Origin of the sequence: Halogeometricum rufum, from assembly GCF_900112175.1 — an archaeon.
In the GTDB taxonomy this organism is placed as follows: Archaea; Halobacteriota; Halobacteria; order Halobacteriales; family Haloferacaceae; genus Halogeometricum; species Halogeometricum rufum.
In genome coordinates this window covers 203,967-226,725 of sequence record NZ_FOYT01000006.1, presented here as the reverse complement: position 1 = coordinate 226,725, position 22,759 = coordinate 203,967, and the positions used below count along the sequence as shown (strand labels likewise).

Annotated in this window: 17 protein-coding genes; 9 read left to right on the top strand and 8 right to left on the bottom strand. The window is 68.8% G+C overall.

Annotation, left to right across the window (positions count from 1 at the left end; translation table 11 throughout):
• Nucleotides 1–2: 2 nt before the first annotated feature.
• The 5 genes from BM310_RS20255 to BM310_RS20235 are packed head-to-tail and all read right to left on the bottom strand — an operon-like array spanning nt 3 to nt 7,204.
• Nucleotides 3–551, bottom strand: a complete 549-nt coding sequence (locus tag BM310_RS20255) for a GNAT family N-acetyltransferase (protein ID WP_089811259.1) — start codon at nt 549–551, stop codon at nt 3–5.
• 56 nt (nt 552–607) lie between these two features.
• The gene (locus BM310_RS20250; protein WP_089811257.1) at nt 608–2,239 is read right to left on the bottom strand and encodes a DUF7519 family protein; all 1,632 of its coding nucleotides are present in this window, start codon (nt 2,237–2,239) and stop codon (nt 608–610) included.
• Nucleotides 2,236–3,600 carry a DUF58 domain-containing protein gene (locus BM310_RS20245; protein WP_089811312.1) on the bottom strand — a complete coding sequence of 455 codons (1,365 nt, stop codon included), beginning with the start codon at nt 3,598–3,600 and terminating at the stop codon, nt 2,236–2,238. The genes BM310_RS20250 and BM310_RS20245 overlap by 4 nt, the downstream gene beginning before the upstream one ends.
• On the bottom strand, nt 3,597–4,346 hold the full coding sequence (locus tag BM310_RS20240) for a DUF7269 family protein (protein WP_089811255.1): 750 nt from the start codon (nt 4,344–4,346) through the stop codon (nt 3,597–3,599). Before BM310_RS20240 ends, BM310_RS20245 begins: the two co-directional genes overlap by 4 nt.
• A complete protein-coding gene (locus BM310_RS20235) occupies nt 4,343–7,204 on the bottom strand; it encodes a transglutaminase domain-containing protein (protein WP_218156509.1) in 2,862 nt (953 codons plus the stop codon). Before BM310_RS20235 ends, BM310_RS20240 begins: the two co-directional genes overlap by 4 nt.
• A 662-nt stretch (nt 7,205–7,866) precedes the next feature.
• Between BM310_RS20235 and BM310_RS20230 the strand changes: the two genes are divergently transcribed.
• Both BM310_RS20230 and BM310_RS20225 read left to right on the top strand, forming a co-directional pair.
• Nucleotides 7,867–8,682 carry a ParA family protein gene (locus tag BM310_RS20230; RefSeq protein WP_089811253.1) on the top strand — a complete coding sequence of 272 codons (816 nt, stop codon included), beginning with the start codon at nt 7,867–7,869 and terminating at the stop codon, nt 8,680–8,682.
• Nucleotides 8,675–9,064, top strand: coding sequence for a hypothetical protein (locus BM310_RS20225; RefSeq protein ID WP_089811250.1), 390 nt, complete (start codon nt 8,675–8,677; stop codon nt 9,062–9,064). Before BM310_RS20230 ends, BM310_RS20225 begins: the two co-directional genes overlap by 8 nt.
• 72 nt (nt 9,065–9,136) lie before the next feature.
• On the opposite strand, the gene BM310_RS20220 is transcribed toward BM310_RS20225, so the two are convergent.
• Nucleotides 9,137–9,460, bottom strand: coding sequence for a winged helix-turn-helix domain-containing protein (locus BM310_RS20220; protein WP_089811248.1), 324 nt, complete (start codon nt 9,458–9,460; stop codon nt 9,137–9,139).
• A 243-nt stretch (nt 9,461–9,703) separates the two neighbouring features.
• On the bottom strand, nt 9,704–10,285 hold the full coding sequence (locus tag BM310_RS20215) for a hypothetical protein (protein ID WP_089811246.1): 582 nt from the start codon (nt 10,283–10,285) through the stop codon (nt 9,704–9,706).
• 199 nt (nt 10,286–10,484) lie between these two features.
• Here BM310_RS20215 and BM310_RS20210 point away from each other — a divergent pair, with 199 nt between their 5' ends.
• From BM310_RS20210 to BM310_RS20180, 7 genes are all read left to right on the top strand, one after another.
• Nucleotides 10,485–10,979: a hypothetical protein gene (locus tag BM310_RS20210; RefSeq protein WP_245778561.1), complete on the top strand. Its 495-nt coding sequence runs from the start codon at nt 10,485–10,487 to the stop codon at nt 10,977–10,979.
• 141 nt (nt 10,980–11,120) lie between these two features.
• Nucleotides 11,121–11,831 carry a hypothetical protein gene (locus BM310_RS20205; RefSeq protein WP_089811241.1) on the top strand — a complete coding sequence of 237 codons (711 nt, stop codon included), beginning with the start codon at nt 11,121–11,123 and terminating at the stop codon, nt 11,829–11,831.
• A 69-nt stretch (nt 11,832–11,900) separates the two neighbouring features.
• Nucleotides 11,901–13,676, top strand: coding sequence for a spermidine synthase (locus BM310_RS20200; RefSeq protein ID WP_089811239.1), 1,776 nt, complete (start codon nt 11,901–11,903; stop codon nt 13,674–13,676).
• A 2-nt stretch (nt 13,677–13,678) separates the two neighbouring features.
• On the top strand, nt 13,679–14,218 hold the full coding sequence (locus BM310_RS20195; protein WP_245778560.1) for a DUF2617 family protein: 540 nt from the start codon (nt 13,679–13,681) through the stop codon (nt 14,216–14,218).
• Complete coding sequence (locus BM310_RS20190) at nt 14,215–15,153, top strand: hypothetical protein (protein WP_089811237.1); 939 nt, start codon at nt 14,215–14,217, stop codon at nt 15,151–15,153. The genes BM310_RS20195 and BM310_RS20190 overlap by 4 nt, the downstream gene beginning before the upstream one ends.
• 124 nt (nt 15,154–15,277) lie before the next feature.
• The gene (locus BM310_RS20185; RefSeq protein ID WP_245778559.1) at nt 15,278–17,779 is read left to right on the top strand and encodes a pentapeptide repeat-containing protein; all 2,502 of its coding nucleotides are present in this window, start codon (nt 15,278–15,280) and stop codon (nt 17,777–17,779) included.
• Nucleotides 17,780–18,014: 235 nt separating this feature from the next.
• Nucleotides 18,015–20,360, top strand: coding sequence for a DUF7827 domain-containing protein (locus tag BM310_RS20180; RefSeq protein WP_089811235.1), 2,346 nt, complete (start codon nt 18,015–18,017; stop codon nt 20,358–20,360).
• Between the two features lie 377 nt (nt 20,361–20,737).
• Here BM310_RS20180 and BM310_RS20175 read toward each other — a convergent pair whose 3' ends face one another.
• Nucleotides 20,738–22,681 carry an archaea-specific SMC-related protein gene (locus BM310_RS20175; RefSeq protein ID WP_089811233.1) on the bottom strand — a complete coding sequence of 648 codons (1,944 nt, stop codon included), beginning with the start codon at nt 22,679–22,681 and terminating at the stop codon, nt 20,738–20,740.
• Between the last annotated feature and the right edge of the window lie 78 nt (nt 22,682–22,759).

Sequence of the window (22,759 nt, the reverse complement as noted above, 5' to 3'; positions counted from 1 at the left end):
CGTCAGTCGCCCCGCCACTCGTCCTCGAGGAGGCCGTAGCGAACCCGGTCGTGCCACTCGCCGTCGGCGTACACTTCCTCGCGGGCGACGCCCTCGCGTTCGAAGCCCAGTTTCTCCAGGACGCGCTGGGACGCCTCGTTGGCGGCGAACGTGGAGGCCTTCACGCGGTGGAGGCAGAGTTCCTCGAAGCCGTACTCGACCATCGTCTCGGCGGCGGCCGTCGCGTAGCCCTCGTTCCACCGTCGGTGGGCGATCCAGTAGGCCAACTCAGCGTAGCGGAAGCCGACGGCGTTCGACTCCTCCCGGAGCAGGTAGACGAATCCGACCGCCTCGTCGTCCTCGTCGCGGACGACGAGTCCGACCGTCTCCTCCTCGCGTCCCATCGTTCCGCCGAGGCGGGCGGTGACGTGGTCCGCGCTTGTCGGCATCCGCACGGTTCGCGTCTCGCGGATGCGCGGGTCGTTCTCGTGTTCTCGGAGGAAGTCGATGTCCGACTGGTCGGCCGGACAGAGCGTCACACCGTCTCCTTCGAGGAACACAGGACCGGACATACCGAAGGGTCGCCGCGCCGGAGGTAAAGTCCGGTGGCCGTCCGCCCGTGAACGTGTCACCGGAGTGCGACGACGAACGCGACGACGCCGAGGACGGCTCCGCCGAGCGCGACGGGCAGCGTCGGCCCCGAGAGCGTCGGGACTCGGCCGAGGAGACCCGTGAGGGCGACGGCGACGCCGGCGGCGAGGACGCCGACGGCGACGGTGGCCCCGAGGTGGGCGAGTTCCGCCCGTCTCGTCTCGCCGCGGCGGCCGACTTCGCGGCCGAGCGTGACGCCGTGCGTCCCGGCGTCGCGGACGACGAGTCCGCCGACGACGCCCGCGAGGACGAGCGTGGTTCCCGCGCCGACGGTGGCCGCGACGGCCGCCGCGACGAACAGGCCCCCGCCCGCGACGGCGGCGCCGGCGGCCCGGTCGGTCACCGCGCCGACGCGAACCGACACGTACAGGAACGCAGTCGCCACGGCGGCGACCGAGAGCACGCCGGCACAGAGGCCGAGGAGGACCACCTCGCCGCCGTAGAACGCGACGACGGCGTCCGCCTGCGTCCGCACGTCGGACGCCATCGCCGACGGGAGCACGCCGAGCACCGCGTCGAGGAGCGCCGCGAGGACGGGACCGTGGACGACGAACGCGCCGGCGACGACGCCGACGCCGGCGACGAGCGACGGGGGCGACGGCGACGCGCGGAGGCCGTCACCGGCGGAGTCCGAAAGCCGCCTGAGCCCCCACGACCCGACGCCGAGGAGGGCTCCCACGAGGCCGCCGCCGAGGAGGACGAGGCGGAGGACGGGGACGTTCGCGAGCGTCGTCAGCGGGTCGCGGACCCGGGACGGCACCGCCGCGAACCCGTCGGGCGCGACGAAGAGGACGGCGGCCGCGAAGACGACGAGGAGGCCGAGCGTGGCCGAGAGCGTCGCGGCCCGTTCGAGGGGGTCGACGACGCGGGCCGCGGCGTCCGGGTCGCTCGGGGACAGGAGGTCCGCGACGGGGTACGTCCGGAGGACGGCCGCGAGGCCGACGGCGGCGACGTAGCAGACGAGGGCGAACGAGAACAGGTGCGGGCCCTCGTGCGTCGGGGCGACGAGGAAGCGGAGGAGGCCGTCGACGACGGCGCGCGGGAACGCCGCCGTCGGAACCGGGTCGGGCACCAGAACGGGGACGAACAGCGTCGCCGAGAACGCTTCGAGGACCCGGACGAGAGCGAGGGGGACGAACGCGGCCGTCGGCGGGAGGGCGACGGCCGCCGCGACGGGGAGCGCCGACGCCAGCGCGTCCCGCTTCAGCGCGTCTCTGACGGCCGCCGCCGCGCCGAACCCCGCCGTAGCGAGACCGACGACCACGAACACCGAGCCGACGGCGTACGCGCCCCCGAGTTGCTTCGCGAGGGCGTAGCCCACGCCGGCGACGACGCCCGCACCCGCCGGGAGGAGGAGGCAGGCGGCGACGAACCGCGCGAGCGGTCGGTACGACTCCGCCGCCGCCAGCGTGAGAGCGACGGCGAGCAGTACCGCGCCGGCGGCGGCGGGGACGACGGCGTTCCACAGGTCAGTCGCGTCGGCGAGGAGGCCGCCGAGCGTCGCCGTTCCGAGGAGGACGACGGCGACGAGCGTCGCCGTCGGCCGCCAGTTCGACGCCGGCGGCGCGGCGTCGGTCGTTCCGAGGTCCGAGAGGGGTTCGTCCGTCATCGGTCTCCGAGCACCTCCGACAGCGAGTCGTCGAGCGGTCGGTCGGCCGTCCAGTCGGCGACGGCGACGCCGAACCGTTCGAGGTCGGTCCGCCGTCGGGTCCGTTCGAGCGACGCGAACGCTGCTCCGGGCGTCGCACGGCCGGTCACGTCCGGCGCGCAGACGCCGACGGTCCGACCCCGGCGGCGGAGCGCGCGGGCGAGGGCTGTCGGGTAGTCGTCCAGAAGCGGAGAGAACAGGACGACGCGCGCGTCGGCGGCGAGGCGGGCGTCCAGCGTCGCCGCGACGGCATTCGCGCGGTCCTCGCGCGAGGCGGACCGTCGACCGTCTCCGTGCTCGCGTCGGCCGGCGGCGGCGTCCCCGCCATCCGTCGCCATCTGCGCCGCCACCGTCTCGGCTGCGGCGGCGCAGGCCGCGTCGAACGTCGTCTGCGCCGCCCGCGGGCCCTCGGGCCACGGGAGGTCCTCGGAGCCGGTTGCGACGCCGTCGGGCACCGCGTCGACGTCGAACCCGAGGACCGTCGCCGTCACGTCGTGGTCGGCCGCCGTCAGCGCGCGGTGCGTCCGCGATGCGGCGACGGCGCACAGTTCCGCCGCCGTCGGGTGACCCGGCCCGGCGACGACGCGCGTCGGGTCGCGCACGTCCGCGACGACGGCGACGCGACTCGCCCGTCGCTCGCGGAACTGGACGGTGGTGAGGTCGCCCGTCTTGGCGTACTGCCGCCAGTCGACCCGCGAGAGGGGGTCGCCGGAGCGGTACTCGCGCGTGGCGTGGAACTCCAGTCCCGCCCCGCCGGAGTCGGCGGGCACCGTCCCCACGCGACCCGGCGTGGCGTCCGTCACGGGCGCGTCTGTCCCCCCGGTCGTACAGGACAGCACGTCGTCGCCGCCGACGGCTAGCTCGTCCGTCGCGACGCTGGTCCCGGCGACGGAGCGCAGGCGGACGAGAGCGTCGTCGAACGCGAAGTCGCCCCGCGCGGCGACCACCTCGTAGGTGAGCGTCGCCTCGTCGCCGGGTGCGAGAGCGAGACTCGCGCGCGGTGAGCCCGACTCGACGGCGAGTGCGGGAGGAACGCCGTCTACGACCCGGACGTCGGCGAGCGTCCGGTCGCCCGAGTTGTGCACCGCGAGCGTGACGGTGACGCGTTCGCCGGGCGCGGGAGCGACCGGTTCGAAGGTCCGGTCGGCGGAGAGTTCGACGGTCCCGGGGAGCGACGAGAACGCTCCGTAGAGGACGTAGACGAGCGGAATCGACGCCGCCGCGACGAGCGTCGGGTTCGCGTAGGCGAGGCCGATGCCGACGAGCGACAGCGTCCCGACGAGGCCGACGTTCCACCGGTCGTCGCGGCGGAGCGAGGTCACCGTCTCCCCCCGCCGTCGCCGACGCGTGCGACCCACGGTTCCGCGCCGGGGTCGTCGGCCTCGTCGGACGACGTGTCGGAGTCGCCGGACGGTCCGTCGGCGTCGGCCGCGGCCGCCGACCCCGGAGCGCAATCGGTCGCCGTCTCGGGGACGACGCCCTCGCGGAGTTCGAACAACGCGTCGAGCGTCGCGTCCACGCGCCGTCGACGCTCCCGCGCGGGGTCCAGCCACGCCCGAATCCGAGCGCGGAACGGCATCCGCCCGTCGGCGGCGAGGAACGCCGCCGCGAGGGCGTCGTCCGTCCACGCGCCGTCTTCGATTCGCCGCCGCGCAGTCTGCCGGTCGACGCCCGTCGCGTCGGCGCACAGTCCGGTCGCCGTCTCCCTGAGTCGGGCGGCGACGGGCCGCATCGCGCCGTCGTCGTGGGAGACGACTGCCTCACCGACGAGTCGGTCGAACTCGCCGCCGACCCGAATCGACGCCGGGGCGGCGACGCCCTCCGGCGGCCTCTCTCTGAGCTGTGTATAGCGGTCATCGATTGATGAGCTGCGGCGCCGGGCGAACCAGAGGCCCGCGAGGAGGAGTGCCACCGCGAACAGGAGGAGAAACCGGCCGCCGTCGACCGACTCGCCGACCGCCGCGAGCGGAGCCACCCGCTCGGATGGGACGACGCCGAAGACGACTGCGGCGGTGCCGGCGACGGCGGCGAGTCCGCCGACGCCCGCGGTAGTTCGGAGCGGTCTCATTCGTCTCCCTCCGGCGTGTCCGCGGCGTCTGGGTCGACGCCCTGTGTGTCGCTCCTGCCGCCCTCGGTCGCGTCAGTCTCGCCACCCGCCGTCGCGTCAGTGTCATCCTCCTCGGTCGGGTCGCCGGCGGTGCCGTCCCTCGCGTCCACCGCCGCGCGAATCTCGGCCGTCGCGCGCGCCATCCGTTCGGACCGGTCGGTCGGCGCGCGGCCGCCGTACTCCACGTCGCGGAACACGTCCCGAACGGCGTACACCGGGTCCGCGGGTAAGCCGTCGGACTCGACGGCGTGGGCGGCGAGTTCACCCGGCGTCCGCGACGCCTGTTTCGGGACGGTGACGTGGCCGCGGAACTCGTCCCAGCAGTCGCGGATAGTTCGCGCCTCGGGGTCGGGGTGGTCGTCCGCGACCCCCGCCCGTCTGGCGACGCGCGACCCGACCGCCTCACCCCGGCCCCGGAGGCGAGCGACCCGGTCTGCGGCCCACGCGGCGGCGAGTTCGGGCAGGGCCGAGAGGGCAATCGTCCGGTTCAGAACGCCGCGGCCGACGGTTCGGAGCCTGCGACGGAGCGTCCGAGCGCCGGCGAGGAGAGCATCCGTGAGTCTCGCGCCGGAGACGACGACGGCGAGGAGCGTATCGAGGAGGACGGACGCGCGAGCGAGACCCCTCGCCAGGTAGGACAGCGGCGAGGTGCCGCGGCGATAGGCGGTGCCGACGACGGCGCCGAGGCCGACGACGACTGTCGCGAGGAGGACGCCGGCGTTCAGGAGCATCCCCGAGACGGTTCCGGCCGTCGTCTGGCCGTACCGCGCGGCGACGACGCGGGCCGACGAGGCGGGCGGGAGCGTCACCGTCGCGGTGCCGTTGGGTCCAGTCGTCGCTACGCGGTCGCCGTTCAGCGAGACGGGGACGCCGCCCGCGCTCTCGTTTCCGAGCGTCGTCCGGACCGTCGTCGTCGCGTACGGGAACGGCAACAGCGGACGGTCCAGTCGGAGCGTGAGGGCGTCGAGCGCGAGCGTCTCGCTGCCGTCGACAGCGCCGCGAGAGACCGTGACGGTAACGTTTCCGGGGTCGTCGGGGAGGATGAACGCGGTGCGCCCGGTCGCGTCGGTCCGACCGACGGCGTCGCCGTCGACGCTGACTCGGGCGTCGCGGACCGGCACGTCGCCGACGGTGGCGACCACGAGGAGGTCGCTCCCGGTCACTTCGCTCCCGACGAACGACAGCGAGACGTTCGTCTCCAGCGGATACGAGACGGAGTCGTTCGACGACGCAACCGAGAGCGTCGGACCCCGCACCGAGAACGAGCGGTCCGTCTCCCGCGGGGCGGTTCCGACGCCGTCCGCCTCGACTGCGACGCTGGCGGCGTCGGCGTCGGTCGCGAGCGAGACGGTGAGTTCCGCCGCGTACGGCACCGTCGCGACCACGCGTCCGTCGTCGTCGGTCACGCCGACCGGGTCGCCGTTGAACAGGACCGTCCGGCCCGAGACGGGCGCGTCGCCGCGAGTGACGGTCACGGTCACGTCTGCGCCGGGGACCGGCGTCCGGTTGAGCGCGATCGACGGCCCGTCGAACGACTCGTCGGGCGTTCCTGTGGCCGAGTCGGCACCGGAGTCGTCGGCCGACGAGTCGCCGTCCGAGGGCGTGGCGGTTGCCGTCTGCGTGGGCGTCGCGGTGCCGGCGGCCGTCGTCGTTCCCGCGGCCGCCTCGGGGGTGGGTTCCGGCGTCCCGGTGGGCGCCTCGGGCGTTCGGTACGTTCCCCCTTCCTGTCGCTCGTACGCGTCTCGTTCGGCGTCGAGGCGTTCCGCGGCGGGCGTGGGGTCGAACCGGACCCAGCCCACGTCGGGGAAGTACACCTCGACCCACGCGTGAGCGTTCATGTTCCGGACGGTGTAGGTGTTCTCGCCGGTCCGTTCGCCGGCGGAGTAGCCGACGACGTAGCGGGCCGGCACGTCCTGCGTGCGCAGCATCACGGCCATCGAGGCGGCGAAGTACTCGCAGTACCCCCGGTCCATCTCGAACAGGAACGACTCGACGGGGTCGTCGCCGTCGTGCGACGCCGACAGCGAGTAGCCCCTGTTGGACTCCAGATACCGCTCGACGGCGACGGCTCTCTCGTAGGGCGTCGTCGCGTTCGCCGTCACTTCGTCGGTGAGGCCGGCGACGCGCGGCGAGAGACCGTCGGGAAGCGTCGTGTAGCGCGACTCGACGGACGCCGGATAGTCGGTTCCGGCGGTCCGGAGCACGCTCGCCTCCCGCGGCGGCCGCGTGCTCTCGGCGGTGTACGTCGTCCCCGCGTCGAGGCCCGACGGCGCGGCTATCGCTCGTCCCTCGGAGACGGCGAGGTCCGTCCCGTCGAGAGCGACGGTGTTCGGTCGCCACGCGGTCGGAAGCGCCGTGGCGGCCGTTTCGAGCGAGACGCGGTAGGTCATCCGCGCGCCCCGCGCGTCGGGTGAGACGTCGCCGTCGTACGGCCGCGAGGCGGCGGCGCGTTTCCATCCGGTGCCGGTGTACGTCGCGTACGACCCGGTGCGCCAGTACGCCGAGTCCGGGCTTCGGACGGTGAAGTGAACCTCGCTGTCGAGGGAGCGGTAGGGGTTCGAGTCGTCGGTGACGCCGCCGCCGACGGTAGTGTTCGACCGGGGGTTCAACGCTCCGAGGCCGCCGGCAGAACCCGAACCCGACCCGGCGTCCGAGTCGAACACGAGCAGCGACTTCGCGGGCGCGTCGCCGACGGCAGTGGAAAGCGGGGCGACGAGTGCGGCGGACAACACCACCGCGACGACGCAACAGCACGCGAGGACGACTCTGCCGATGCTGGGGCCGTCGCCTGTGTCGAGCGTCGTTCGGTCGTCGGACATGGTGGAGGGCGGTCGATTCGGTCGCGGAGAACCGTTTACCGGCCAACTATCTCGTCAGCTTATATATCTACGCCTCTCCCGCCATGCGGAACCGCTCCCTCACTTGGACATCGCAGACTGCGTACCCGGCTTAGAAATTGTGAACATCGCGAACAGGCGAGACCGTTCGGACGGGAGCCGAAGTCTGAAAATTGTGAGCAGTGTGGAATTTTCGCTCTCACCTCGCAGTGCACAGCGCTCAAACAGTCCGCCAAGTGAGCAGTGCTCACCTCGCGTAGAGATTTTAAAATTTGTAAAATTTGTAGACTTCTAAGACATCTCAGCGGAGACAGTTCGAGCGGTCTGCGAGTTCTACAATTTTTGAGAATTGTGAGGATTTTAGAAAGTGTGGTTTCATCAGTTTGGTTCTAGGAATTGTGAAAATTGTGCTATAATTTGGATTTGAGAGGGTGCTGATAAATTTTTGTGCTGTCGGACACTCCAAACATTTTAGAAATTGTGAAAGTTTTGAGAATCTCCGAATGTCTGACGAGGTGTTATATGGGATGCCGCAGAAGGGAAGACCGAACCGAAACGGATAGACACCGCCTACAAATTTCACACATTCCACACATCTCACCATGTACGCGAATCGAACACAGTCCGAAGCGGAGGGTCGATAGATGGCGCGCGCCGTGAGCGTCTCTTTGCAGAAGGGCGGCGTCGGGAAGACCACCCTCGCTATCAACCTCGCGGACGCACTCGCCGCGCGAGGGAACGACGTCCTCCTCGTCGACCTCGACCAGCAGGGGAACGCGACGGAGGGCGTCGGTCGGAAAGACCTCTACACCGCCGAGGGACCGCACGTCGGCGACCTGTTGACCGACGACGACCCGGTGGACGTGGAAGAGACACTCCACGACCGGGGCGCGTTCGACCTCCTCCCCGCGCACGTCGACCTCGACGACATCGAGGACCGCATCCGAAACTCCACCTTCGGCGTGCTGTGGGTCCGGCGTCGCATCGTCGAACCCCTCCTCGGCGAGGAGTACGACTACATCGTCATCGACTCCCCGCCGAGTCTCGGTCCGCTCTCGGACGCGTCGCTCATCGGCGCGGGGAACGTCATCGTGCCGCTCCTCATGAGCGAACCGAGCGTCAGCGGCTTCGAACGCATGGTCGAACAGCAGATCCGGCCCATCCGGAAGGAGGTCGACCTCGACATCCTCGCCATCGTACCGAACGACCTGAGCGGGAACAACGAGGAGCGACGCATCATCGACGACCTGGAGGCCTCGCCGTTCGAGCAGTATCTCCCCTCGTTCGGCCGGTCGGACCGGTTCGGCGAGTCGCCCGGACCGGGACTCCGCCACCGCATCGCGTTCAGTCGCGCGTGGCGCGACGGCGAGACGCTCCGCGAGTACGACCCGAGCAGCGACATGCTCGACCGACTCGACGAACTGGCTCGGGTCGTCGAGAACGGAGGCACCGATGCCTGACGAGAACCGCTTTTCGGGTCTCGGTGACGTAGTCGAGGAAGAGGAACCCGAAGCGCCCGTCGGGGAGTCGGGGGAGTCGGCGTCGGCGGAGACGAGCGACGACGCAGGGGTGACGGACGAGGCGGATGCGCTCGACGACGCCGCGTCGTCGGGCAGTCCGGCGTTCGAGTTCGAGGACACGTCGGCGAAGAGCGTCTACGTCCGGCCGGAGACGCTGTCGGTGATGGACGACGCCGAGTTCGAAGTCGAGTCGCTGCTCCGTCGCGACCACGAGGTGCGCGACCTGACCGGGCGGGAGTTCCACGACGCCCTCGTCCGCGTCGCCGCCGACCACCCCGACGAGGTGGTGACGGCCATCCTCGCCGCGCGCGACGAGGAGTGACGGCCCGACGGTCGGCCGGACGGAGCGGTCGACACCGCGCGCGGGCAGGACGGCGGCCGAGACGGTGACGGCCTACGCTGGAACGGTCCGCTCGGCGGGGTACTCGATGGCGTCGAGGATAGAACGAACGTCGCTCCATCTGGACCCCCGTCCGACGGTGCCGTCCGCGCGGTCCCACCAGACGAATCCGTGTCGCTCCAACTTCGGGAGGTGGTGGTGGCGGAGAACCGTCCGCGTCGAACTCACTCGGGAGTCCGGTTCGACGCGTCGGGCCAGCGTTCGAACCGTGAGCGGAGCGTCGTCGGTCAGTGCGAGGAGGACGCGACGCCGCGTCGCGTCCGCGAGTGTCTCGAACATCGAGTTCAGGGACGCAGTCGTCGTGTCACCGTTGCTCATGGTTGTCGATCCGGAACTCGCGTGACTGTGTGTGCATCCGCCGTGGGCACCGCGTTCGGCGTCGGCGGTAGCGTTTCCGACTACGGTGCGACCGGGTGCGTCGGGCCCAAATCGTGCCGTAGCACACAGCGCGAACGCTCGCGTTCCGTATCGACAATCGAACGGCTGGAGCCGTATAAACGTGGTAACTAGGCTGTTAGGTGAGAGCGCGTACCGGGCGGTGCAGTCACGCGAGCGTCGGAGTCACTCCTCGAGTTCCGCCGCTCGAACCGCCTCCTGCAGGCGTGACCCCGAGGGTATAGCCTGGTGAAACAGTACCGAGTCGAACGGCACGTCCCCGTTCACCGACAGAAAGCCGAGTTCGCCCTCGTCGGCCCGACGGAGGTTCGTCAGAAACGCCACTTTCCTGACCGCCGGCACGCCGTCGACGCTCGTCTCGGCGGTGACCGACTCGTACAGTCGTCTATGTTCGCCGACGTGTTCGACGCACGCCACCGTCGGCGCGAAGAGGAGGAGGAAGTGAACGCCCGGCCCGTCGCGGGCGAGTTTCCGTCGTATCTCGTGCTCGTCGTCCTTGTAGAAGTAGCGCTCCATCCGGCGGTACTGCCGGAGAATCTCGTTGGCCCCCGAGGCGATTCTGACCGCCGGGTCCGCTTTGAGTTCGACGAGGTAGTCCTCGCGTCCGGGCGTCCGCGTGCGCACGTAGACGTCCACCGACCCCCGATTGCCGTAGTGGTCGTACGGTTCTTCGAGTCGGACCTCGCTGTCCTCGAACGCCGCCTCGAAGTGTTCGACCACCGCCGTCGCCAGTTCGTCCTCGCGCATCGGTCTCTACCGGACAGAGTACGGACCGGGGTTTATCTCCGCCGATTTCGCGAATCCGAGACAGTCAGGCTCGGGGACGCGCAAAGTGTCTGATTAACGAGAACGTATATTCCGTTCCGTCTCCGTTCTTGAAGTATTGGTATCCGTGAACGTGTAGCAATCTATATTAATTGTCGGTTAAAACGTCTCTCTCGTGCGTATGGGAGTGAACGACGCGCGGGTGTGGGAACTCGTGCGACACCGGGATGGGAGAACAGTCGTACTGGGACTCGGGTGGTGGACCGTCGCGCTGAGCAGTATCGCCCTCGCGGACGTTCCGCCGTCGAACCTCGTCGCGGGCGTCGTCGTCTTCGGGGCGACGGTGTTCGGGGCGACGTGCGCCGTGACGGCGCCGTTCAGAGTCGAGCGGGCGCTACTCACGTGGGTTGGGGCGCGACTGCTGGCCGCCGCCGCCGCACTCGGGGGCGTCGCAGTCGCGGGACGAGCACTGCTGTACCCGCGGACGCCCGCGGCCGTCGCGTACACGCAGACGCCCGCGGAGGTGCCGGCTATCCTCGCCGGGTCGGTGGCGTCGTTCCTCGCCCTCGTCGCCGTCGGCTACGGAGTCCGCGTCGCCGTCCACGGCGGGTGGTCCGCCCTCGGCCGAGTGCGGTCGGTGCGAGGAGTCGTCTTCGCGGGCCGAACCGACCGCTGACGGGTCGCCCGGACCGTCCGCCAGTCCGACCGGTGCGAGCGACGGCGAGCGCGTTCCGCCCACCGGCGGATACGAAGTAAAATCGGAGAGTTCGGCCAGTCAACAAGACATATAACACCCTACTCCGTTATCGGGGACGAAATGAGACGACGCCGCCTCCTCCAGGCATCCGGCGCGGCCGCAGTCGCCGCCGTCGCCGGGTGCCTCGGCGACTCGACGCCGCCGCCCAGACGGTCCAACGCCATCTCCGACGTGTCCTTGGGAGACCAGAGCCAGACGCTCGTGGCCGACGTGGCCGACGACCCGTGGGTGATGTCCCGCTTCGAATCCGGGTCGTCCGGGTCGCTCGACGCACCGGCGTCGCTCCTCGCCGCCCTCAGTCCCGTGGGCGTCGCCAGCGCGCAGAAAGGCGGCGGCCGCGGCGGCGGCAGTGGAGCAACCGGTCGCGGGACGGGCGGGTACAGTAGCGCCCCGCGAACTCACCACGGCTACGCGCACTACCACGGCGACGACGACGACGACGACTGGTACGAGAACCACCGCGACGAGGTGACGCGGTACGCCGCCGCCGCCGGAACGCTCGGGTTCGCCTACCTCGGGTCGAACGCCGCGTTCACCGACGACCCGCCCGGCCCCGGTCCGGTGCCGTGGGACGAGACGGTCGCCGACCCGGGCGGCGTCGAGCGGTTCGACGTGCCGCGAGAGGGCTGGTACCGCGTGGGGACGAAGCTGAACGGGCAGAACGTGAACCACGACTTCGGGTGGGCCTGCCTCGACGTCCGAGTCGACGATCAGTTCGGCAGCGAGGCGTACGACATCGAGGAGACGTGGAAAGTATCTCCGCGGGTCTGACCGCTCGGCCACCGTGACGACCACCGCCCGTCCCACACGACCGATGACCGCTCTCCCCGCCCTCGAACCATGTCGCAGGTGACAGCGCGGACGAAGACGCTCACCCTCCTCGGGGTGACGTTCGTCGTCTCCTTCTGTAGCTTCGCGTACGAGTTCGTCTACTCCGAACTCCTGACGGTGATGTACGGCGGCACGGTCACGCAGTACGTCATCACCGTCGGCCTCTACTTCTTCAGCCTCGGCGTCGGCGCCGCCCTCTCGGACGACCTGTCGGGCGACCGACCGTCGAACCTCTTCCGGACCGAGGTGTACCTGGCCGTCCTCGCGCCGGCGGGCTTCCTCCTCGTCGTCGCCCTCAACAGCGTCCGCATCCCGCAGGCGGTGCCGTCGGAACTCCTCTGGGTCGTCGCCCGGTCGCCCGTCGTCGTCGTCGGCCTCCTCTCGGGGTTCGAGTTGCCCCTGCTGACGCGGATGGTCGAGGACGAGGAGGGCGACACCGACGCCCTCGTCCCCGCGTGGGCGTCGCGCGCGACGAATCTGCTTCACGGGGGCGTCGTCCGCGTCATGGGCGTGTTCTGGCACGTCGAACGCACGACGGAGCGCCGGAGCGGACTGTCGCTCGTCCTCGCGATGGACTACGTCGGCGGCCTGTTCGGCGCCGTCGTCTACGCGCGCGTCCTCTACCCGCGACTCGGTCTCATCCCCACCATCTTCGTCCTCGCCCTCCTGAACGGCGTGGCGGCCCTCGCGTTCGTCGCGCGGTTCAGCGGGGAGTGGGGGCTGTTCCGCGGCGAGCGTCGCCGTCTCGTCGGTCGGGAGTCCGCCACCCTCCTCGTCGTCTGCCTCCTCGTCACCGCCTCCTACGGCGTCGCCGTCTACGAACACGAACGCGTCGACGAGACGCTCTCGTCGCTGTACCTCGAACAGGACGTGGAGGACGAGTACGCGCCGGGGGCGATGCGGGCCAGCGTCGTCGGTCAGCACACGACCACGTACCAACACGTCGTCGAGTACGAACGGACGTGGACCGGCGTCGGGGAGAACCCCCACTTCGCGGGCGAGACGGAGCGCTGTCTGCGTCTCGGCACCGCCGTCCAACTCTGCGACAGTTGGGCGGACTCCTACCACTCCGGCCTCGTCGACGTGCCGATGACGAGGTTCGACCACGACCCCGAGACGAACGTCCTCGTCGTCGGCGGCGGCGACTACGTGGCCGTCGACCACCTGCGCGAGTACGACGTGACCGTCGACCAGGTGGACATCGACGCCGAGTTCATGGCGTACGCCCGCAACGACTCGTTCCTCTCGAAGTGGCACGACGACGCCTACGAGTACGACCGCCTGACCACCACCGTCGCCGACGGCTACACCTACCTCCGGCAGACGAACGAGACGTACGACCTCGTCCTCCTCGACGTCCCCGGCGCGACGGACGACGACCTGTTGAAACTCTACTCGACGGAGTTCTACGGCGCGATACGCGACCGGTTGGCCTCCGACGGCGTGGTCGTCACGTGGACGTACGCCGCCTCGGCCTACGGCGACCACAACAAGGCGTTCACGAACACCGTCCGCGACGCCGGGTTCACCCGGTACGCGCCGTACTGGGCGTGGGAGGACATCGACGCCGACGGCGACGTCGAACGCGTCGAACGGTTCTACGTCCTCGCGCCGGGCGACCGACCCGGCACGAACGGGACGGCGTTCGACGTGGACCGGGGCGACGACTACGTCCGGAGGCACGGCGACCGCTACCGCGACGTGCGGTGGCGCGAGGTACCCCGCTACGACGGCGTCGAGGTGAACTCCATCTTCGACCCCAACTACGACATCATCGTCGACTGACAATGACTCACTCACCCACCGACACGACCGACACGACCGACCTGCACTTCGCGTACGCGAGCGACCCCCCGGACGTCGAGCGATTCGACGTGAAGACGCTCACGCCGGGCGAACTCCTCGGACGGCCCTGCGCGTTCGCCGTCATCGGCCAGTCGCACCTCGTGAGTGCGCCCGCTCTCGACTACCACGAGGTGTGCTCCTGCGACCCCCTGCCGGCCGCCGCCTCGCAGACGACGGCGCTCGACCCCGGCGCGTCGGGCCGCGTCGCGTTCGAGAGCGACGCCGTCCGCGCGGAGACGACCGTTCGCGTCGAACCGCTCTCGGCGTTTCCGGGTGCGGCGGGGGCCGACGCCGCCTTCCGGTTCGGCCCCGACGCGTGGACCACCGTCGCCGTCGCCGACGACGGCACCGGCTACGAGACGTACCACACCTACCCCGAACGCGACGCGTCCGTGCGGACGGAGACGACGCTGACGCTCACGGGAGCCGATTCGACCGCTCCGAATCCCGAGCGCGAACGACCCGCGGAGGGCCGGCGATGACCGACCGGTCCGTGGACGGTGACCTCGCACTCGCCGGGTCGGAGCGGTCGCCCGTCACCGTCCGCGACCCCGCGGACGCGTTCCTCCAGTCGGGGAGCGTCGCCGGCGACGCGCGCCTGACCGACGCGGAGTACGTCTTCACGAACGAACCGGTCGATCGCGTCGACGGCGAGGCGACGGCGGCGACGACGCTCCGGGCCGACGAGGACGCCTACGTCGAGTCCGGCGGCGTCGACGGCGACCTGACGATAGCCGGCGCAGAGGACGTGTTCGTCCCCGCGGACGCCGTCGCCGGGAGTCTCGACGTGGTCGGCGCGGAGAACGTCTACCGCGCCGCCGGCCCCGACGCCGACCCGACGGCGTTCGACGTGGTGACGAACGGGTGGCGACAGACCGCGACGGCGTCCGACCCCGACGCCGGCGTCTACGTGACGGGGGCGAACCACGAGGTGACCGTCGAGGCGGTCCGAAGCGACGTGGACGTGTACGTCGTCGGCCACGGCCACGAGGTGGAACTCTCGGGGCGCGGCGCGGCGGTGACCGTCCACTTCGTCGGCTACGACAACACCGTCGGCGTCGGACCGTACCTCTCGGCGTCGGTGGAGAGCGACGCCGGGTTCGAGAACGCGGTCGAGGAGGCTCCGTACCCCGTCGAGGACCTCGTCGAACAGACGAAACGGGAGGCTGCCCGGACGTTCGGCCGCCACAAGGTCATCTACCAGCGACCCGCAACCGACGAGGAGTGGTGCCCGAACTGCGGCGAACCGGCGGACGCCATCGTCGAACGCCACCAGATGGACGCGTTCTTCGTCCTCGGCTACCCGCTGAAGGTGTACGACCGCAGTACGAACCCCGCCCGCGAGTGCGAACACTGCTCGCCGAACGCGACGAACGTCGAGTTGAGCAGGCGGGAACGCCGCGAGGTGTTAGAGTGACGGCCCCGCGCGGTGCGGAAGCGACGGCGTCGCGGCGACGCGGTCCCCGAACTTTAAGTGCGGTTGCGCGGAATACTCGCCGAATCCGACCGGTTCGGACGACCGGTCCCGACCGGGAGCCACGATGAGACACACCGACTCGACCCCCGAACCCGACGCCGACGGCCCGGACGGCGCAGCCATCGGTTCCGACGACCGAAACGGCGCGATGACCGCTTCCGACGACGGGCCGGCCGACGGTGCCGACGGTGCCGGCGCGAGTCGCGCCGGGACGAACGGAACCGCCGCGCGAAACGGGGCCGACGCCGCCCGGCGACGCGACGCGGGCGACGGCGACGACGAGCGCTGTCGGTACACGTTCGACCCCTCCGAACGGACCGACGCCAGCCTCCGGACCACGTGGGAGTGTCCGCACCCCGCCCACGCCGACAGCGACGTCTGCGTGTTCCACATGTCGGCCGACGAGCGAACCGCGCTGGACGTGCGCCCGCAGGACGTGGTCGACCGCCTGTTCGAGAACCTCCACACGGACGACCCGCGCCTGAACGAGTACGTCGGCGCGACGCTCCCGAACCTGCCGCTGACCTACCAGCAGGTGGACGCCGAGACGAACCACGTGCTGAACTTCCAGCACGCCGAAATCGGCGGTATCGACCTCACGCACGGTCGTCTGGACCACGGGCTGAACGTCCGCGAGGCGACGCTCGGCCGCGTCACGTTCGAGGACGCCACCGTGACGGGCGACGTGGAGGCGTCGGGCACCGTCGTCACCGGCGAACTCGACACCTCCGAGGCCACCTTCGAACAGGACGTCCACTTCGACGGCGCGACGTTCGAGGCGACGGTCACCTGCGACGAGACGACCTTTCGAGAGGACACCACCTTCGAGGACGCGACGTTCCGCGGCGTCGTCAACTTCAGAAACGCGGCGACGAGTGGGAGCAGTCACGTCCTCGCCGACCACGTCTCCTTCGCGGGCGCGAGTTTCCGCGACGACGCGCACTTCAGACAGACCGACTTCCAGTACGTCACCTTCGAGGACTGTACGTTCGAGGCGGCGGCGGACTTCGAGCACACGAACTTCCACGGGGACAGCGTCTTCCACGGGTGCGTGTTCGACCGGGTGGCCGACTTCGACGAGGCGCGGTTCTCCCACGACGCCGGGTTCAAGAACGTGCGGTTCCGCGACCTGGCGGAGTTCCGCGGCGTCGCGTTCGACGGCGGGAGTCGGACGACGAGCGACGACGTGACGTTCGAGAGCGCCGTCTTCGAGGGCGAGGCCGACTTCAAACTCGCGCGCTTTCGCTTCGCCGACTTCAAGTCGGCCGTCTGCCGGGGCGAGTGGAACCTCGACCGGGCGGCGTTCGACGCGCGCGCGGAGTGTCACGGGCTGACCGTCGAGGGCGAGGCGAACCTCCGCAACGTGACGTTCGGCGCCCCCGCCGTGTTCGAGGAGGCCCAGTTCGAGGGAAACGTCGCCGGCGTCGAAGCCACGTTCGAGGACGACGCGACGTTCGCCGCGGCGACGTTCGCCGGGCGGGTGACGTTCGACGAGGCGCGGTTCCACGGCGACACCGACTTCGGGGCGGCCACGTTCGAGGACGCCGCCCGGTTCCGCGGTGCGACGTTCGAGGGGGGCGCGAACTACCGCGAGCAGAACTGCTCGTTCGACGAGGCGACGTTCGAGACGGACGCCGACTTCAGCGGTGCCCGGTTCACCCGCGGGTCGTTCTGGGAGACGACGTTCGAGGGGACGTGTACGTTCCGCGAGGCGGCGTTCTCCGAGAGCGGCCGGTTCCACGTCCTCCCCGGGACGAAACCCACCTGCGTCGACCTGACCGACGCGACGCTTCGAAGCGGGACCATCGTCGAGTCGGGCGGCAGCGTCGTCCCGTACGACATGACGAACACCACCGTCGGCGACGTGCGACTGGAGGGCGAGGGCGCGGAGGGCGACCTGCTCGACCACTTCCGCTTCTGTCTCACCGACTTCGACGGCTTCGACTTCAGCAACCACCACGGCTACCTCGAACGCAACGACTGGACCATCCACGACTTCATCGAGAACGACGCCACCGGCAACTACGCCGTCGAGTTGACCGACGAGACGATAGAGGAGACGTACCGGAAGGCCCAGTCGAGTGCGAACGCCGTCGGCGACACGCCCGCCAGCCGGGAGTTCGAGTTCAAGCGCTACTACTACAACCGCAAGAAGAACGCCGACATCCTCCGCAACGAGTACTCGATGAACGCGTGGGGACGGGTGAAGAAGGCCGCAAGCGTCACCCTGAACCTGTTCATGCAGGTGACCTGCGGGTACGGCAACCGCCTGCCCCGCATCGCGGCGTTGACGTTCCTCCTGCCCGCCGTGTTCGGCGTCTTCTACGTCCTCGGCGGCCCGTTCGAGACGCAGGCGGGCGTCATCTGGAACGCCGCGAATCCCGGCGAGGTACTGTTCGACGGCCTCTACTACAGTTACATCAGCTTCAGTACCGTCGGCTACGGCGACGTGAACCCCCTCGGGTGGGCCGCGCGTCTGTTCGCGATGAGCCAAGGGATGTTGAACGGCCTGTTCTTCACCCTGCTCACGTTCACCCTGTTCAAGCGCGTCCTCGGTGGGAGCTAGCACAGGTCGCGACTCACCCTCTCAGAGCGGAACCGCCGAATCCGAGAGATACGCCGGAGTTAGGCGCGGAGTAGCACGTGTCAAATAGATTGTATCCACACAAAGTACTTATCCTCAGCAGACTCACTGTCGCTTACATCCTCATCGGAACCCGGTCCGGCGGACTCGCCCGCGCCGACTCTGTCGGCGTCGCGCCGAGGTCGCTCCGACCGTCTCCGACCGAGTAGTGATATCCATGAGTCATACACACAAGACACGAGCGATCGTTCTCTCCGCGTTGATGGTGCTCTCGGTGTTCGCCGGGACCGTCGCGTTCGCGGGAGCAGGGGCGGCACAGTCCACCTTCGAATACGAGGGCGGCGCCGTCCACTACGTCGACAGCAGCGACGACGCTGTCATCGAGGTACCGTTCAGCGCCCAAGTGAACAGCAACAGTCTGACGACGGACAACTTCACCGTCTTCGACGACGACGAGGACATCTCGGGACAGGTCAGTTCCATCACCCAGCCCCAGAACGGTCGCGTCATCGTCGAGATGAACGACGTCGTGCAGTCGCGCGACATCGAGATTCGCCTCTCGGGCGACATCCAGGACGCGTCCAACAACGACCTCTCGAACGGCGGTCGGAAGGACGTCGCGTTCGCGGCGACGACCGTCGGCCCGAACGGTGACGTGAACGCCTACAGAGGCTCCGTCGTCGCCGTCGTGGCCAGTTCGGTCAACACCGACATCGAAATCACCGACGACGACGACGACTTCACCTACTTCGTCTCCGGGTCGACCGGGACGAACAGTCGCGTCTACACGTTCGACACCGAGAACCGAGACGTCGGCTCCTACGAGGCCACGTTCGACGGCAGCAACACGGCCACCATCGAACTCCGCGAACTCGGCCTGGACGTCGACATCGACGACCGGACCGTGACGGACGAAGACGAGATAGAGGGCACCGTCTCCGCGAACGCGGGCACCCGCGGCGTGCAAGTCGAACTCCTCGACAGTGACGGCGACGCCGTCAGCGGCGAATCCGTCACCGGCAACCTCGACGGTCAGGGCGAGTTCGAGTTCACGCTCGGGCCCGTCGACACGGACGATTACACCGTCGAGGTGACCGACCTCGGCTCCGGCGTGGTCATCGAATCCGACGTCGTCACCGTCTCGAAGGCCGGTGAGGGCCGCGCGGACATCGCCGGAGGAATCGTCACCCAACAGCGCGGTGACATCGCGAACATCACCGTGACCCTCTCGAACACCGACACCGCGACGCTGACTATCGGCTCCGAAGACGCCGGCTTCCGCGCCAACGTCACCGTCGAGGACGACTCCGGCGACGGGCAAGTCAACGTCCTGTTCAACACCTACGCCGCCACGAACGGCGTGAGCGGCGACGTGTTCGACGTCGCCGACAGCGACGACGACATCGACACCAGCGACATCGACCCGCAGAACCGCGTCAGCTCGCTCCTCGACGCGGGCGAGTACGACCTCGAAGTCCGCTCCGGCGACGACGCGTCCGACGACTCGCAGGGCGTCGGCACGCTGGTCCTCGAAGAGCGCACCACCGACTCGCTCGTCAGTTGGACCGCCCCCACGGGCACGACGTTCGACGACAGCGACGAGGTGTACGAGGCAGTCGCGAACGCCAACGTCACCGAGTCCGACGACATCGCCGACGGCGACCTGGTGATTCACCAACTGCAGGCCTCCGGTCTCGAAGGCGCGCTCGAAGCGCAGAGCGGGAACGACACCGCCGCGTTCTTCGCCCTGAACGGCAACGTGTACGAACTCAGCGTCGAAGAGTCGAACCCCAGCGCGAACCGCGACGCGTTCGTGCTGAACCTCCACGCCGGGAACACCGTCGTCGTCCCCGACCCGGACAACGACACGTACTTCGTGGCGTTCGACACGGACGACGTGGTGGGTGAACGACCGAACGGCCAGACCGTCCAACTCGACGACGGTCAGGAACTGCTCGCGAACTTCACGGTGTACGAGGACGAGGGTAACCTCGCCGACGAGGACCAGACCGTCGAAGACGAGTACGGCATCGTCGAAGCGGAACACTCGCTCGACGAACCCGTGAACGTCTCGGCCGCGTCCGGCCAGACCGTCGCGGGTGAGACCACGGTCGCACCCGGAACGGAACTCAGTCTGCGCGTCCGCTCCAGCGGCGACACGCAGCCGAGCTTCCTGAAGACCGCGTCCGTCTACGTGACCGAAGACGGCACCTACGAAGGGACGTTCGACTTCAGCGAGCAGCAGGCCGGCGACACGTTCGAGGTGACCGTCCGCGGCGGCGCGGCCGACTCCCTCACCGTCGACGGCAACGTCGGCGAGGGTGACGCCACCACCGACACGGCGACCGACACCGTGACGGAGACGCCGACGGACACCGAGACGCAGACGGAGACGGAGATACCCACCGACGGTGAACCGACCGACACGGCCACCGAGGCCCCCACCGACGGTGAACCGACCGACACGGCCACCGAGACGTCCACCGGAACGCCCGGCTTCGGCGTCGTCGTGGCCCTCGTGGCACTCCTCGCCGCGGCCCTCCTCGCGGTCCGCCGCGACTGAGGAATCTACCGCGCTCCGATCTTTCACTCGGACTCGCTTTCTTCACCGGCCGCGTTCGTTTCCACGCTCCGACTCGAACAGACGCTATCTCTCAGCGGGCACCGAGATTCGGATCTCTCTCGGACGTCTAACCATCTCTGACAACATTCTGAGCATTGTAGAAATTGTGAAAATTTTGCTTCTGTTCGAGGTGAGCAGCCCCGTCAGTCCTGTAAATCCGTATTCAGTTACTGTATACAAATCCGTACATATTTATCTGTAGAACAAGTCGAGTTTCGTTACTTTCGGAACGGGTCTCGGCGGGAACACCGAGCGACCGACGGGCGAACGGTCGACGGCCGGAACCGGGCCGAACACGGACCGGTCGCGTCCGCGTCTCAGATTTCGCGGACGCGTTCGTAGTCGTCGTCGAGTGCCGCCGCGTCCTCGGGGAGGAGAGCGGCGACGGTGTACTCGGCGTACTCGCTGATGTAGTCGATCAACTGGGCGATGCGGCCCGAGTCGATGGCCTCTAGCGAGTCCAGCAGGATGAACGGCACCGTCTCGTGGACGTCGTGGACGAGGTAGCCCGCGAGGGCGAACACGAGTCCCGTCACCTCGCGTTCGGACTCCGAGAGGTGGTCGATGGTGTCCTCGTACGTCGTTCCGTCGGCGGTGCTCCGGATGATGTGCATGTCGAACATCGACTTCTGGACCTTCCGGCGGCCCTCTCGGACCGTCTGTTCGGTCCGTTCGATCCAGATGCGGTCGAGGTTCCGGTAGTCGAGGATGTCGAGGACGGTGTCCATGTGCGTGTTGAACTCCTCGACGGCCTCGGACTCGATGCGCTCGATGCGGGTCCGCAGGTCCGCGAGTTCGTCGGCAATCTCCTCGCGCCGAGCCTCCAGTTCGTCGCGTTCGCCGAGTCGAGACTCGACGGACGCTATCTCGTCCTCCGTGTCCTCGAGGTCGTTTTCGAGCCGTCCGATCTCGAACTCCAACTGGTTCGCCTCGCGGTGGCGTTCGAGGACGTCGCCGTAGTCGCGAGACTCCAGTTCCTCGACCTCGGATTCGAGCGCTTCGACGCGTTGGGTGAGGTTCTCGCGTTCCTCCTTCAGCGACTCGCGGCGGTCGCGGCGGCGGTCGAGTTCCGCGTCGATGCTCTGGATACGGTCCTCCAGTTCTTCGCGTCGGCGGTCGAGTTGTTCGAGTTCGTCGCGCTCGGATTCGAGGTCGTCTATCTCACTGCGGAGGTCGTTCCGCTGGTCGAGTTTGTCGCGGCGGAGCGACCGGAGGCGGTCTACCGTCTCCTCGATCTGTTCGGTCTCGACTTCGGTCCCGCAGGTCCAGCAGACGACCGTGTCCGACTCGACGAGGGCGTCGGTGACGGAACCGGCACCGGCGTCGTCGCGGAGGGCGGCGGCGACGTCCGCGCTCGTCCCCTCCAGCATGTCCTCGTTGAACTGGATGACGGTCTGGAGTTGGTTCACGCTGGAATCCAGTCGCTGCATCCGGTCGCGGAGGTCGGCTATCTGCGCCTCTATCTCGTCGCCACCCTCTATCTCCGCGGGGATGTCCTCGCGTTCGGCGGTGAGTTCGTCGCGCTCGGATTCGAGCGCATCGATGCTCTCGGCCTCGGCGTCGATGTCGTAGCGGACGTCTTCGAGGTTCGACCGGGCCTCCTTCAGGTCGTCGAGCCGACTCTCCAACTCGTCGCGGTCGTCTCGGGTCTGCTCGACGTTGGCGTCCGCCTCCTCTATCTCCCGCTCTTTCTCCTCCAGTTCCGCGCGTTTCTCCTCGATCTGCTCCTTCAGCGACGTGCGCTTCTGTTCGAGTTCGGGGAGACGCCCGTCGAGGGAGTCGAGGCTGGATATCTCGCTGTCGACTTCGCGTTTCTCCTGTTCGAGGTTGCGAATCTCCGTCTGGATGGCCTCGGTGTCGATGGGCCGCATGATGAGTTCGCGGAGGTCGTCGCCGCGGGCGACGGCCTGTCTGGCCTCGTTCGATTCGAGGAGGAACGCGAAGAGGTCGGCCAGCGTCGCGTCGGTGAGATACGGGTCACCTTCGGTGGCGATTGTGCTACCGCGTCGTTTCAGCGTTCGGGTGTACGTCTCGCCGCCGACGGTGAGCGTCACCGAACCCTCGTCTGCGTCGGCCTTCAGCGACGCCCGGTCGCTTCCGAGAGCCGCCATAATCGCCTGCAGAAGTGACGTTCGGTTCGTGGCGTTTCGGCCCGCGAGCGCCGTGACCCCGGGGCCGAGTTCGACCGTCGTCTCTTCGATACCGCCGATGTTCTCGACGTGAAGCTCGACGGTCTCTGTCGTAGACTGTGCACGACTCATAGGACATCCAATAGGGCGCGAGTATATAATACTTCATCTCACGTCGCGGCGACGTTACAGGAATAACGCTGTAACGAT